This window comes from Pseudoalteromonas prydzensis (genome assembly GCF_001661495.1).
In the GTDB taxonomy this organism is placed as follows: Bacteria; Pseudomonadota; Gammaproteobacteria; order Enterobacterales; family Alteromonadaceae; genus Pseudoalteromonas; species Pseudoalteromonas prydzensis.
The window spans coordinates 68,746-83,762 of sequence record NZ_BDDT01000017.1; the positions used below are offsets into that span (position 1 = coordinate 68,746).

Genomic DNA, 15,017 nt, shown 5'->3' on the forward strand with positions numbered 1-15,017 from the left:
CCCTTAATCTATATCAAACTTATAAAGTATATCAACGTTCTGATATAAGCCACTGGTAATTTCAATATAAAGCTGTGACAGTAATTGGTAACGCACAGCTACTTCACTCAACGAATCAAAAATACCCACGCTGTATTTAACTTGAATACCAGGTGCTACATAACCAGAGATTTCTACCTTGGTTTCATCCCCGCTGCCTTTTGAACTCAAACTGACATCCGATAAACCAAAGGTTTCGCCCACTTTTGACACCACTCCTTCACTGCGACTCACCCCTTGTGCGAGTAATAACTGCGTTAGCATGGCATCTGTTGAACTGTCACCTTCATCTAAAGGCTGACCATTTAATAAATACGCTAATGATTGCGCTTGATCCATCGCTGGCTCCGAAAACACTTTCAACACCGGTTGCTCAATGTTTCCTGTTAAGGTGATCCCTGCAATCACATCATTCGCAGTATTATCTGGGTTACGTATCGCTTTAATATTTAGAAATGGTTTATCGATTGGGCCGCTGAAACCAATCTGCCCAGTGCGGATAAGTAAATCTTGTCCAAAAGCACGATATGTTCCTTCACGTAAGTTTAACTCACCGGTTGTGATCATCGGCGTTTGCTGATCCATTTTGATGGCTAAATCACCCTCAATTTTCGATTCCAGACCAAAGGAATCAATGCGCACATCATTTTCAACAATCAGTTTAAGGTTAATATCGTAATCGAACGGTACCGCTTGAGTTTGCTTTGCTTGTTTGTCGATAATAATTTCATCGTCACTCACTTGCACTGCCCCCTCCGGCAGCTCTTCAATTACAATTCTGCCATACGGCACCACAACTTGCCCAGCTAGTTTAAAGGCATTATCGACCAAGCTAATTTTTAAATCCGGTGATATTTTAAATGTCACACCTTGCTGGGCACGAACATAAAATTGCTCACCAAGCACAGCTAAATTCACCGCGGGCTGTGCACCTTGCCAGTCCACATCACCTACTAATGCTAACTTACCCCCTTGTGCATCGTTTAACTTACCATCAAGGGTGGCTTTAGTTTTATCAAATGTAATACTGATATTTGAATCGACAATCGCAACGGGTAGCTGCTCGCCTCGTAAGTTCACATCAATAACTTCCAGCTCACCATTAAGCAAAGGCGCACTCAGTGTGCCTGCTAAAGCAATTTGACCACTAAGACTGCCCTTTAATTGCTCAAGCGCACCAATAAAAGGCTGCAAATCCGTTAATAAAATTTTATCAATTACCAACTCACCGCTGAGTAACTGTTGACCCGTTAAATCTTCAGCGTTGACATCCGCATTGATATCACCAAGCACTGTGGAGCTCAATCGAGCTTGTAAGTTAGCATCTTTCGGATCCGCGATGGCATTGAGAGTAAACGTCTCTATCGGTAAACGATAACGCTTTTCTTCATTAATAAGTGTTGCGGCCAAGTCATGAGAGTTGAGTGTTGCAGATAAACTTTGTAATTGACTGGCTTGCCAATTTGCCTTGATCTGTCCTGCAAAACCACCTTCGGTAATAATGTTATCTGGCAATAAATGTTTAATTTCGGCTAAATCAAAATTATCTAACTTAGCATTCAACTGCCCAAGCTGTGCGGTTTGGTTTAGTAAGTCGATACACAGTTTACTGTTTTGACTTTGCCAACAATGTTGCTGTACGGAGAAATCACCATTATCAATATTAAACTTAATTGCCACAGCAGGGTCTGTCGTGAAATCGATTACGTTATCGCTGAGCAGCACATTGCTTAAGCTACCTTGCCACACCTTGTTAGTAAATTTACCTGCAACCTCAAGCTGAGCTTTTCCTTCTACCGCATCTAAATCAAGTTGTAGTTGATGATCAGTTTTATCTCCAGCTGCGGTAACAGTAAAACTGTTGATCTGCTGCCCAGCGACACTTGCATCGGTTACTTTTAAACTCACGTTAGTTTGCCAATCAGCAGCATAATTAAAATCAGTTTTTAACGTCAAATCTTCAATAGTGATATCAGCAAAACTTAAATCTCGTAAATCAACATCTAAATTAACAACAGGCTCTAAGCGCGCTCCTGATATAGCAAGCTTACCGTCACCAACCCCGGTAAATGGCAGCTTTTTTTGCTCAGGTTTATTTAATTGGAGCAAGCCTTTTATATTCCATTGCTCGGAAATATTACCCGACAAAGCAAGCTTATTTTCACCACTGACAAGCTCAAACTTATCAATACTGGCATGCAATGAATTATTTAAATCAAAATCACTAACAAAGGTAAATGGGATATCATCAACCATACCGCCAAGTTGAGTATCCGTCATTTTCAATTGCCACTGCTGCTGTTGAGCTTTAAATACCCCGTTAAATTGACCAGATAAATCACTGGTTACAGTGTCAGTTAAGTACTGTGCTTTAAGATTAGTTAGTTGCCCTGAAAATTGACTCTCGATACCATCAACCCAGCTCGCTGAGGCTGTCACCGTGGCTTTACTTTCGTTTGCTAATAACGACAATTTTTCCACATTGATACTGGTTAACCCTCCGATGAAAGAAGAGTGTAACTGTACTTTTGGATAAGCTGCTAATTGGCTTTGCGCTGCTAATTGCAGCTTATAATCATCGGCGTTGCCCTCACCAGTTAACCGCACATCACTAATTTTTAGATTATTACTATCCACCTCTAGTTGCCACTGGGTAATATTGGCATTAAGTGAGAAAGGGAAATTGGTGGTTTTTAAATCAGCATTTATTTTTGCCGTCAGTGGATACTGCCCTTCGGTTACCACATCTAATTGCAAATCAGACAAGTCACCAGCTGCATTTAGGGTTAGTTGATGCTCAGGATTATTAACAGCAATTGTTGCACTAATAGGTGTATCACCCACTAAACTAGCTTTTAACTGAGTATCTAAATGCCATTGCAAATAATCAGCGCTAAATTCCGGTAGCATAAGTTCGCTTTTTTCTATCGCAAACGAGCCTTTAATATCAGTAATTTCGTGGCTTTGCTCTGCTTGTACAAGTGTGACTTTGGAGATCAATAGTTGTTCAAGTTTTGCCGCAAGCGGCGAGCTAAAATGAATGTCAGGCAAAGCTGCAAGCACAGTTAACGGCTCAACAGGAGCTGCTTGGGTTTCTTTGAGTAACACATCAACCTGCGCAATGGTTAATGAGCTTAAAGTAACCAGTGAGTGTTCAGCAGACGCTGACAAAACAAACTTTTTCACTGCAACGTCAGCACTGGCATGGGTAAGTTCAAACGACGCGATTGCAATTCGTTTAATTGAAATTGCCAGCGGCAAGCTAATTTCTTCAATCGCGTCCGTATCAACAGGCTCTGCTGATTCCGGCTCAACTTCTGTCACTGCTTGTGTTGACTCTGGCAATACCAGCGCAATGCTTTGCGCACTGATATTTTCGATGCAAATACCATTACACCCCCACCAAAACAAATCAACTTTTAGATTTTTTGCTTTTAAATCAAGGCCATTTTTTTGAAACTCAACATCAAATGAATCGTTATATAAGAACCGGCCGTTTTTAATCGTTACCTGCAAACCGTCAACCAGTTTATTTGCCGTATAAGCTATAAACTGGTTCCCTGGTGCGGTAAATAGCACGCAAAACACTAACACCAAGATTGATGCAAAAAAAACTGTCAGCGCCGCGGTAATTTTTTTCATGTTTGACATTAAATTTCAGGCCCTATTGTAATACTTAGTCGCGTACTCTTACTCTCTTTAGTCAGTCCCCAGGCATGATCAATTCGCACAGGACCTACCGGTGTCAAATAGCGAATACCAAAGCCGGCGCCCACTTCAACGCGATCTGTAAAGTCATTGGTCGCGGTCCCACTGTCAACAAATAAAGCGGCTCGCCAACTTTCTGCAAATTGGTAATTATATTCAATCGTACCTGTCATTAAATATTTACCACCGATCAAACGCCCTTTTTCATCCTCAGGAGAAATAGACTGATAAGCAAAACCACGCACACTTTGGTCACCACCGGCATAAAAACGCAGTGAAAATGGCACATTGTTAATATCATCAACTAACATGGCACCTGCATTAGCTTTTAAAAACAATAAATGACGATCAAGGTAAGTTTGCAGCCAGGCATTTTGGATCTGAACTCTGACAATGTTAGTCGTGGAAAACATATCCTTTAAACCAAATTCTGCCGATAACAACCACTGATAACCCGATGTCGGTGTTGTGCCACCTTCGGTTTCTTTTTTTGCATAGCTGATCCCTGGCATTAACATTTTCGAGCTTTGTTCTTCATCACCAATGCGGTAAGTCTCTCGATCGCGACGCAAAAATGCAGTACGAACCCAGTCATCATCCGTCAACCATTGTCGCTGTATTTGTCCTGTTAAAATCTTACTGTACACATCGTTAGTTAATTCATCTTCGAGCTTGTAACCACCTGAAAATCGCCATAAATCATCATTAGGATCGTCAACAGGGATAGTGTAACCAAGGGAAATATCTTGCTGGCGCTGGGAAACATTTAAATTACTTTCAAGATAGTGACCGTTTTCGGTGATCCATGGTTTAGTCCACTTAAAGCGAACCTTAGGTCCTAGATCAGTACTATAACCACCACCCACTTCATAACTATTGGCGGGCTTGTGTAGCACGTCAACTTTAATCGGTACTTGTTGATCCGCGCGATTAGATATATCAGCATAGACACGGACACTAGCAAAATACGGTGTAGTAGAGAGCGCTAAATTATACTCTGATACTAAAGTTGCTTTATACGCTTCACCTTGTTTAAATTTGGCTAAAGAGCGAATATATTTTTCAGCTTTAGTTTGCTCGCCTAATACCAGATCACCAAATTGATAACGTTCGCCAGTATCAAGGGTAAAAATAACCTCTGCACTGTTATTTTTTAATGAAATAGCCAGCTGGCGTGCTTGCCACTTCACATCAAAGTAGCCTAACTCAAGCAGTTGCCCTTCAATTTTTTTACGTGCGCCATCGTAATAGCTGTGATTTAAAATATCACCCTGCTTTAATGCAATGCTGTTTATGGTTTGCTTAAGTAATAAGTCATCTTTCCCTGCACCATTTACCGTTATACGTATGTCAGCAATACGTGTCACTGGCCCACGGTCGATTGTTGCAATTAGCGCTTGTGTTTCATTTTCATAGTTAAGTTTAATAACAGGTTTATAATAACCAAGTGCTTTTAAACTACTGGCAACTTGTTTTTTTGCATGGCTTAACAACGTACTGGTGGCTTTTTCACCTTCTAATTGCTTTAAATACAGTGCCACATTTTTTTCAAGATCGCCCTTAATACCATTTATTTCATAGCTATTTACAACTTGCGCAGCCGCAAATACATTGAATGAAAACAACAAAAATAAACCAACTGCAGTGCGAATAAATATCCAGCTAGGCAAGTAATTTCCTTACTTAAAAACGATTTATCGATAATGAAAGAAATAGTACCATAATGACACCGCTTCACGCAGTAACTCAAATGTGAAAATTAGTACGCTTATGTGCTGAATTTTGGTTACAATAACCATTACTAATTTGAAATAATTTTATTGAGTTTTTTTAATGCACTTTCCTGATGATGACAATGGCCAACTTTTAGCTGAAATCGCTGCTGCAGGCATAGATTTAGCCCAGATGCACACAATTGATTTCTATATTTTATTTGAGCAAAAAGTGGAAGCTGAAAAATTTGCCACTGTAATAATAGAAGATGAACTTGCACCTACAACAGAGTTAGTGCAATGCAAAGATACCGGTATTTGGGAAGTCGTTACTCAGGTGCAAATGGTGCCTGATCACACCTTGTTAGGGCAAACTGAGCAATATTTAGAAAGTATCGCTAATGGCTACAATGGTTATGGTGACGGCTGGGGATTAATGGAAGACGAACAACACTAGTCCAACACTTATAAAATCAGTTAAGTTGTATTAGCCACTTAACTGATTCGCCTTTCTGAAATTCCCTTGATAGTCAAACAGCTTATCCGCAACCTTCCAACCGTACTTTTTGCTTTTTCTGGCAATCACAAAATCCGGCGCGACCAGCTGTAATTGCGCTGCAATCACTTGCTGTGCTGATTTAAACGCTGTTGGCGCTTGTCCTTGTGCAGTGCGCTTGGCAAATTGCTTATTGAACGCATAACGTGCCGCGGATTTTGCAAAGTCATACACTTCATCACAACTAGCGCCATCTTCGTCATAATAAGTGATCTTTATTATCTGCTCATTGCTGGCAAGGCTTGCAACAGTTAAACCGCTGCAACGCAGAACTAACGCATCTTTTAAGTTAAGTGCCGCCCGTAACTTATCATCCGGATCAGCCATTACCTCATGGCACGCTTGGCACTGACGGGCAGCAATATCATTTTCTGCGCCACACGCTTCACACTCTTTAAAGCGAAATCGGTAGTCACATTGCTCTTGTAAGCCGTCCTCATCTTCAAGCAAGCCTTTACAACGACGCCCAAAATGTTCAACAACCTTACCTTGGTTATCCGTTTTTCCCCAAAAAATATTAGCAAAACCGCAGCCTGGGCATGGTACTTGGACTGGCTCATTATCACTGTCGCCTTTTTTGCTGCCTACTTCAGGGTAAAATAAGTCAAAGCCATTACCCGCATAATCAATGACTAAACATTCTGTTTTCCCTTCGCTTAAACGTAAACCTCGGCCAACGATTTGTTGATATAAGCTAACGGATTCAGTCGGCCTTAAAATCGCAATAAAATCAACATGCGGTGCGTCAAAACCAGTCGTCAGTACCGAGACATTAACAAGGTATTTTATCCGCTGCTGTTTAAACGCCAAAATGATTTGGTCGCGTTCAGCATTCGGTGTGTCGCCGGTGATCAAAGCCGCTTGCTGAGTGGGCAAATAGCCAAACACTTCTTCTGCATGTAACACCGTCGCAGCAAAAATCATGATCCCTTTCCGGTGCTCACTATATTCAATTACTTGCTGCATAATAGCTTTGGTCGCGCGGCTATTTTTTGCGAGTAATTGGTTCATATCATCGCTGCTATAGCGCCCAAATGAATCACTTTGTAAAGACGAAAAATCATAGTGACTGATAGCGGCATCGACTTCTCGTGGCGGTGTCAGGTAGTGATGTTTGATCATGTAGCGCAGTGGTAGCTCAAAAATGCACTCTTGAAATGGACTGAGTTTATCACCGCGAACAAAGCCATGGTAATGACGATGATACACCCAACCTATTCCCATACGATACGGTGTAGCGGTTAACCCCAGCACTTTTAACTTGGGGCTATAGGCCTTTAGTGCCAAAATCACTTTCTCATATTGGCTATCTTTATCACCACTGACACGATGACACTCATCAATGATCACTAGCGAATAGTGTTGATTCAGCTGATCGATATTTCGTGACAACGATTGGATGCTAGCAAACGTAACCTGATGCGCTAACGACTTCTGTTTTAAACCCGCAGAAAAAATACTCGCTTCAAGACCAAAACTTTTATATTTTTCGGCGTTTTGTTCAACCAATTCTTTAACGTGGGCAAGTACTAAGATTTTTTGTCTGGCAATGCGCGCCAACTCAGCAATCACTACGCTTTTCCCTGCACCGGTAGGCAATACGATTAAGGCAGGCTCTGAGGTTTTACGGAAATAAGCAACGGTGCGATCAACCGCTTCTTGTTGATAAGGGCGTAATACATACGTCATGGTGGCAACTTAAGGAGCAATAACAAAGAGGAGAATTTTCTGCAAATTAAGGGGCTTAAGCCCCTCAATAATTAAGCCAGGTGTTTGGTAAGTTCAACGCCTTGGAATGCTTTAGGGCGCTTCCCACGGCCTGTCCATTCAACAATTTTACCTTCAAATTCAATACGGTATTTTGGCATTACTTTAGTGCGCTTATCATTTGCACCCTCTTGAAGATCTTCAAGAGTTAAGCCTTTTTCTTTTAATAGCTCTAATACTTCCTGTTTTGCTTGCTGCTGCTGCGTATACTTTTCGATAGCGTCAGCTAATAATGCTTGTGCTTTTTCTAAGTCTGCAAGACTTGCTGATTTTATAAACGCTTTAATTTCTTTCATTTTCGACTCACTACATTGTAAAGTTATAAATTAGATTTGATTCAAGTAAATTATAAGCCTATTTTTTAAAATAGGCCAAGTCGATTAATCAGTTTTTAAGGATTTTATTTAAACTAAGATTAATAATCAGATTACTATAGTCATTTATTAAAGTTAAATAGTTTATTATTCACTTTATCAGTGCTGAGAAATATATTTAACACGCGTACTTTACATAAAGAGGTGTGAGCGTTTTATAATACAACTACATCGACGTTATTAGCGTTTTAAATTTCCCAACTAAACCAATATCATTAATATTTTTTTCAAGACCAATAAAATAGGATTGTTTTTCGTCAGCCCAAGATAAACTCGTGTACACATTATCGCTATTGTCTTTAAGTACGTAAAGGATGCCAGGATTGCTATTCACATGATAATTCACCGCGTCCGAATCAATATATACGGCACTGTTTTGGCTAAAACTAAATATTTCTATAATCACAATACCAAACGTATCATTTCTGACAACCTGAGTTAACTGATCCCAACCGCTACCAGCAATAAAATTTCCGCCAACTGTTTTACTCATAACAGTAAATTCTTGTTGCAACAATGTATTATCTAAAGCAACTGTGTCGCCTGCAAATTGCTGCGACAAATTAGTTTGGTCTGCGGTTGATTGCGCAGCCATAATTTCAGGTTTTAAGCTGTGCAGAAATAGTTCGTGGCCATATTTGTGCTCTGCAATTACTTTATCAATATCTTTGATCTGAGAAGAGTCTACTAACGCAAAACCATTCGTTTTCGTCTCTAAAGCAAGCCGTACATAGTCTGTATCTTGAGCTGCATTAACTTTATCATGTTCGTGCAGGACAATTGGTGTTTCTTTAAAAGAGAACACCTGAGCGCCCTGCTGTTGCGTTGATTGCTCTGCAAGAAATGGATTAGAATTTAAATCGGGTTCATTAGCAAAAGCTACAACTGAGAATGCAGCTGTCATAGTTGCACTGAAGATCACGTTACATTTTTTCATAATAGGCTCTTTATCCATAAAGTAGGCAATTAAGGGTGATTAACTAACAACCAGTATAGTCGATTAAACACCCAGCTTGTACCGATAATGATAAATTTATTTTTACTTTACATCATGATGCTCAGTTATAAACAGCAGCCTTTAAAGTATGTGTCTCCGTTATAAAATACCTTACAGGTACAAAAAAGCCCTATACGTATAGGGCTTTTCTGCATCTAAATAATATAGTTTAAATACTAGGTACTAATTTAATTGCGCCCTGCTCTACTTTCATATTTAAAGGCAGCTTACTTAATAACGCAACTTTAGGATCATTCATATTTAATTTGTAAACCGGATTCACAGCTAAAAACCCGTTAATTACTTTCATTGCTTCATCATCAAGTACCGCTAAATTGCCTTTAAAGCCACCAGCGTCTATTGTTGAATCAAGCAGTTTTACATTGCGTAAAAATACCGCTTTCTTTTCACTATCATAAAAAGGCGCACCTTCTATTTGCAACTTTAAACGCACTGGGTATTTAAGTGCGAAGGCATTTACAACAGCACTTGAATCGGCACCAAGTACCACAACATCTCGATTATCAGGGCCAACATTAACACTTAAATCATTCACATCAAATTGCACTGGTAATCCCATCAAGCTCACTTTTTCACTGAACTTAGGTAATTGTTGGTTAAGCACTGTTTCTATTTCACTGCTTGTGAACGAGTAAACAGATACACCATTTGTAGTATTACATGCTGAAAGTAATAAACAGCCTACCAATAAAATATACTTCATTATTTTTCCTTTACTGTATTCAAATATTAACGTTTAAACTTAATAAAAATAAAGCCGCACAATGGCGGCTTTATCATTCAATTTACTTGAGCCAACACCCGTTAAGCGTTAAAAATTACTTTTAAACGAGCCAGTGTGTCAGCATCAACTGAACCTTGGCTGAGTGCCAATAGTTGTTTTAAGTAATACTGTAAATCTGCTTGTTCACCACGATGTTTATCATCAAGCATTGCAACTTGCTCAGCCATGCGTGATACACCTTCAGGGCTGCTAACATTAGCAAGAATTTCCATTCTCACTAAGAGTTGTGCAACGCTTAACTTCGTATCGGCATTGCTTTGCCACTGTGCAGGAATAGCCTGTTGATTTTGTAGTGCAGTAAACAAGGCTGCGAAATCAGCTAGCGCTGCTTGCTCAGTAACAACAGTGAGTTTATCGTCAATATTAGCCAATAACTTTTGAATACGATTATTTAATTCTTTGCTACTTTCAAGTGCCACTACCTTAGTGCGTAAATCCAGTAATTGGGCTTTTTGATTAACCGCTGCTAACGCGTCTTCAAGTTCAATTAACTGACTGGTTATTACCGCATTGTCGGCAGCTTGTTGCTCTTTGTATTGGGCAAACTCCTCACTGCGTTTCGCAAAGGTGACATCGTTAAATTGGCGGAATTTTTGCCATAACGCATTTTCAGCTTTGACCCCCGCAAAACCGATGTTCTGCCACTGCTGTTGTAACTCTTTTAGCTGCTGACATGCGTTCGCTAAATCATCACTTTGCGCTAACTGTTGCGCTTGCTCTACAAGTGCATTCTTTGCCGCCGCATTGCCTTTGTGAAAAGTATTTAGAGTATTAAATACGTGTTGCTGCTGCGCCTTATATTGTGTTTGTAATGCACGGTATACTTTAGGTTCTACATTGCCTGCATTACGCCACGCTTTATTGATACGATTGTATTGGCTTTCGAACTCTTTCCAATCAAAAGCATCGATTGTGGTGTCACTTTCATGCAATAACGTCATTTGCTGAATAATAGCTTCACGCTCAAGCTTGGTTGCTTCGCGTTGCTGTTCAAGCTCAGCAAAATAGTCTCGACAAGGAGCAAATAATTGTTCTATCTTGTCATCAAATTCTTTGCCTTGTGCCTGCTCTTGCTCAGTATCTAAACGACCCAGCTCATTCCAACGACGGCGTAATGTTTTCACTTCACTTGCGCGCGATTTCGCATCCGTACACGGTTGTTCAAGTAATACCGTGATCTCACTCAGTAATTCTTCGCGTTTCGGTGCAGATGCATATTTTTGCCAATCACGGGCATTATCTAGTTGCTGTTCAAGATCTACTTTCAGTTTCTCAAGGCTTTGTTGGCTATTCGGTGTAAGACTCTCATATAACTCAATAAAGCCTTTAAAAACACCAAACGCAATATTAAAACGCCCTTGTTCAATTAAGCGCTTTACATCGCGTCCTTTACGAGCAGCAAGCTGTTGGTTTTTAGTTAACTTATCACTAATAGGCGCAACGGCTATTTTCCAGCGCTGTTGCTGCTGTGCAAGTTGCGCTTTAAAAGGCCCTTGCAAAGTCTTTGGTAACTGTGCCAACGGTGCTTTAGCAGCTTTATACGCTTGATTAAAATCACGTTCAGCGTCATCGTAATTTGTTTGCTCAATATCATCGGTACTGATGTTAGTCAGTTCTGTTAATGCGGCTTTAAATGCACTGATCGCTTCACTAAGTTCTGGTAATTTAGCGACTTGTTTAAACAAACTCGTTAATCGCGTGGTAATGTGTAGCTTCTGGGCATTATCTGCTAATTCACTTTGCGCCAAGCTGTCTTGCGCTTGCGCCACTTTAGCTTCTAACCAATCTTGTTGTATTTGTTCTGGTGTTTCTAAGCCCAGTTGCAATGCATTTTCAATTTCATCGCTGAGTGCTTCTAAATTTGCCAGTGCTAAAAGCTGACGTTGTTGTAACGCCAAACGTTGCTGCTGCTGTTCATGTTCAGCCTGTAGTTGATGCACTAACTCATTTAGCTTGTCGGTCAACACAGTGTATTTGGCTGCAACTGTGTCACGTTGTTCAGGACTTAACCAAGTCAGTTCTAGCGCTTGCCATTGATTCGTTAACTCACCGTATTGTTGAGTCACCACGGCAAAATCTTGCTTTTCACGTAATGCATTGAGTTTTGCCAAAATAACACGGGTGTCATTTTGCACTTGTAATGGCATTTCAATTGCTAAGCGTTCATTTTCAATATGCGTTTCAAGGGCGACTTTTGCATCCCCTTGTGCATGCTTTACTAAGTTTTTGACTAATTGATGCGTGATCACTTGCTCTACAAGATACATTTGTAGTTCAGTTGAGCCTTCTTTAAACGCTTTTTCAACTAGTTTTGGGTTAGCTAAACGTTTTAAAAGTTTTGCTCTTACTTGCAGTTCTTTTTCTGCAAATGCTAACTTCTCAAGGGTTTTAACTGGTGCAAAACGCTCTATATATTCGTTTTTAATTTGGCTAGACAATTTACTTTCATCACTTAACACTGCGCTAGATATATGTTGCTCTGCCAGTTCTTTTAAGCTTTGATCTTGTTTATACGCCTGCCACCACAGCACTAAATCGTTTATTTTAGTCAGTGCTTTTTTACGAATTTCTGCAGAACTATCTTCAAGTGCTAATGTATTTAAAATAGTCGCATCACGCTCTACATCGAGATTCTCAATGGCCTCTAAACGTACTTGTTGCTTTGGGTGCTTCCACTTCGGGGTAAAAAGGTGTTTAAAGATCATGTTCACTAAACCTTGCTATTTCGTTATCTGCGGTGAATTCTTTTTGCAATTGTGCTTTAGTTTTTTGCACCATTTCACCATTAGAACCAATGGTAAATTGCTCATTTGTTTGCGCAACTTTAGCTTGGTAAAGCATCACTAATTGCACTGTCTGCTGTTTTTGCTCATCACTTAACACAGTGCCATCAGGCCATTTTCCTGTTGCCGCACCATACTGTAAGCGTTCAAATAATTCTGGGGTAATTGTTTTTACAAGATTATCGATATTCATGTCATTTTTTCTTTTTCAGCATCACTAAAATAACGCGATTTATTAAATACCAAATACAGCCAATAGCGATGGCTGCAGCGCATGCGTACCACGTTGGCGTTTCAGGTTCTGGGTGCAAAAAGTACAAGCTAAAGAAGCCAGCTAAAAATATGATTAGCGCAAAAAAAGAATGATTCATAAACATTTGTTGTTTTTGAATACGTTTTTCGCGTGCTAGCTGTTGACGTTGCTCGTCATCAAGCTGCGCTACATTACTATCACAGTGTGGGCACTGTTTATGTTTATCGGATATTGACTTATTACAACTAGGACAACTAACAATCGCCATCTCTCTCTCCATACTTTGCATAAAAATCTACGCATAAAAAAGGCGCCCTGCGGCGCCCTTTATTGTACGTGTTTTATTTGTCGTTGTCTTTTTTCAATTACACCCAATCGGTGTGGATCAAAAAACAACTTTAATTACGTTGATTAATCTTTAGACTCGGCATCTTTAGCGTGTTTTGCTAGACGCTTTTCCCAGAAAGTCGCATTTTTGATACCTAACTTAACCGGATCAAATGTAATTGGACCGCCACTTTTCTTTTGGTCTTCATAGTCACGCAAACAGAGTAGTGCTGGTCTTGCGACAAAAAATATCGCTAAGATCCCGACAATATTGATCCACGCCATCAACCCTACGCCAATATCACCAATATTCCAGATATAGCCAGAGCTGTTAACCATGCCGTATGAGACCATAAACATAATCACTAACTTCACAATTACCAGTGGGATACTGCCTTTAAAGTAACGATTTAAATAGGCAACATTGGTTTCTGCAATATAGTAATAAGCAAGGATTGTAGTGAACGCGAAGAAAAATAATGCAATTCCAACAAACGCTTCGCCAAAACCACCGAACACGCTAAATAAAGCCATTTGCGTAAAGGCGGCTGAGCCAACCTCCGTTGCAGCATCAACGTTTTGTACAATAAATTGCCCGGCTGGTAATTCACCAACCACATTGTATTGTTGGGTAATTAAAATCATTAGCGCGGTCGCTGTACAAACAAAAATTGTATCAACATACACAGAAAATGCCTGCACTAAGCCCTGTTGAGCTGGATGATCAACCTCTGCTGCAGCCGCTGCGTGCGGCCCAGTACCTTGACCTGCTTCGTTAGAATAAATACCGCGTTTTACACCCCAACCAATAGCCGCACCAAAGCCAGCCTGAGCGGTAAATGCATCGCTGATAATCAACGAGAAAATTCCCGGTACTTTATCGATATTTAAAAATACCACGATTAAAGCAAGTACAATGTAACCTAACGCCATAAATGGCACGACGATTTGGGTAAAGTTGGCAATACGTTTAATACCGCCAAATATAATAAACGCTAACACAATCAGGATGATTGCCAATGCAACCAGTTTAAAACTGCCTACATCACCAAAACTGGTCGTTACCATAGTGCCATCACCAAAAACTTGCGTAAAAGCGTTACCAACGGCATTCGCTTGTACGCCCGGTAAGAACACCCCACATGCAATAATTGCAGCGATGGCAAATAAAACAGCTAACCATTTTTGTTCTAAACAACGGTCAAAATAATAAGCTGGGCCACCACGATATTGGCCGTCTTCTTCGGTTTTATAAATTTGCCCTAAGGTTGATTCTGCATACGCGGTACTTGAACCTAAAAAAGCCACGACCCACATCCAAAAAATAGCCCCTGGGCCACCAAAGCCAATGGCAGCTGCCACACCCGCAATATTACCTACACCTACTCGTCCAGATAATGAAACCGCTAACGCCTGAAAAGACGAAATACCGGTATCTGAAGTATTTGGACTAAATAGGAGTTTACACATTTCCTTGAAATGTCTAATTTGAGCAAAACGGGTTAATACGGAATAAAAAAGACCTGCGCCTAGACATAAATAAATGAGTGCATTACTCCAAACAATGTCATTAACGGTGCTTACAAAAGCTTCCATGGATATCCTCTATAGTTATATTTATTATTTATATAGTTACGATACTGTGCTTGAGCAACTCAGAATGCGCGACTGATTGCTAAGAAGTAATATGTCATTG

11 protein-coding genes are annotated in these 15,017 nt (G+C 40.2%); 1 reads left to right on the top strand and 10 read right to left on the bottom strand.

What is annotated here, in order from left to right:
• Positions 1-3: 3 nt before the first annotated feature.
• Both tamB and A7968_RS20345 read right to left on the bottom strand, forming a co-directional pair.
• The gene (tamB, locus tag A7968_RS20340; protein ID WP_064668357.1) at positions 4-3,690 is read right to left on the bottom strand and encodes an autotransporter assembly complex protein TamB; all 3,687 of its coding nucleotides are present in this window, start codon (positions 3,688-3,690) and stop codon (positions 4-6) included.
• Positions 3,690-5,417 carry an autotransporter assembly complex protein TamA gene (locus tag A7968_RS20345; RefSeq protein ID WP_064668358.1) on the bottom strand — a complete coding sequence of 576 codons (1,728 nt, stop codon included), beginning with the start codon at positions 5,415-5,417 and terminating at the stop codon, positions 3,690-3,692. The genes tamB and A7968_RS20345 overlap by 1 nt, the downstream gene beginning before the upstream one ends.
• A gap of 163 nt (positions 5,418-5,580) precedes the next feature.
• Between A7968_RS20345 and A7968_RS20350 the strand changes: the two genes are divergently transcribed.
• The gene (locus A7968_RS20350) at positions 5,581-5,916 is read left to right on the top strand and encodes a ribonuclease E inhibitor RraB (RefSeq protein ID WP_064668359.1); all 336 of its coding nucleotides are present in this window, start codon (positions 5,581-5,583) and stop codon (positions 5,914-5,916) included.
• 30 nt (positions 5,917-5,946) lie between these two features.
• On the opposite strand, the gene radD is transcribed toward A7968_RS20350, so the two are convergent.
• From radD to A7968_RS20390, 8 genes are all read right to left on the bottom strand, one after another.
• Positions 5,947-7,704 carry a DNA repair helicase RadD gene (gene radD / locus A7968_RS20355; RefSeq protein WP_064668360.1) on the bottom strand — a complete coding sequence of 586 codons (1,758 nt, stop codon included), beginning with the start codon at positions 7,702-7,704 and terminating at the stop codon, positions 5,947-5,949.
• Positions 7,705-7,775: 71 nt separating this feature from the next.
• Entirely contained in the window at positions 7,776-8,078 is a 303-nt protein-coding gene (locus A7968_RS20360) for an H-NS family nucleoid-associated regulatory protein (protein ID WP_064668361.1), read from the bottom strand.
• Between the two features lie 244 nt (positions 8,079-8,322).
• Positions 8,323-9,093 (bottom strand): hypothetical protein, encoded by a 771-nt coding sequence (locus A7968_RS20365; RefSeq protein ID WP_208855852.1) that lies wholly within the window; start codon positions 9,091-9,093, stop codon positions 8,323-8,325.
• A gap of 229 nt (positions 9,094-9,322) precedes the next feature.
• Positions 9,323-9,877: a YceB family lipoprotein gene (locus A7968_RS20370; RefSeq protein ID WP_064668363.1), complete on the bottom strand. Its 555-nt coding sequence runs from the start codon at positions 9,875-9,877 to the stop codon at positions 9,323-9,325.
• A 101-nt stretch (positions 9,878-9,978) separates the two neighbouring features.
• A complete protein-coding gene (locus A7968_RS20375) occupies positions 9,979-12,663 on the bottom strand; it encodes a DUF349 domain-containing protein (RefSeq protein WP_064668364.1) in 2,685 nt (894 codons plus the stop codon).
• Positions 12,653-12,934, bottom strand: a complete 282-nt coding sequence (locus tag A7968_RS20380; protein WP_016707757.1) for a YeaC family protein — start codon at positions 12,932-12,934, stop codon at positions 12,653-12,655. The genes A7968_RS20375 and A7968_RS20380 overlap by 11 nt, the downstream gene beginning before the upstream one ends.
• Position 12,935: 1 nt before the next feature.
• Complete coding sequence (locus A7968_RS20385) at positions 12,936-13,262, bottom strand: hypothetical protein (RefSeq protein ID WP_064668365.1); 327 nt, start codon at positions 13,260-13,262, stop codon at positions 12,936-12,938.
• A gap of 143 nt (positions 13,263-13,405) precedes the next feature.
• Positions 13,406-14,917, bottom strand: a complete 1,512-nt coding sequence (locus tag A7968_RS20390) for an alanine/glycine:cation symporter family protein (protein ID WP_064668366.1) — start codon at positions 14,915-14,917, stop codon at positions 13,406-13,408.
• Positions 14,918-15,017: the final 100 nt, after the last annotated feature.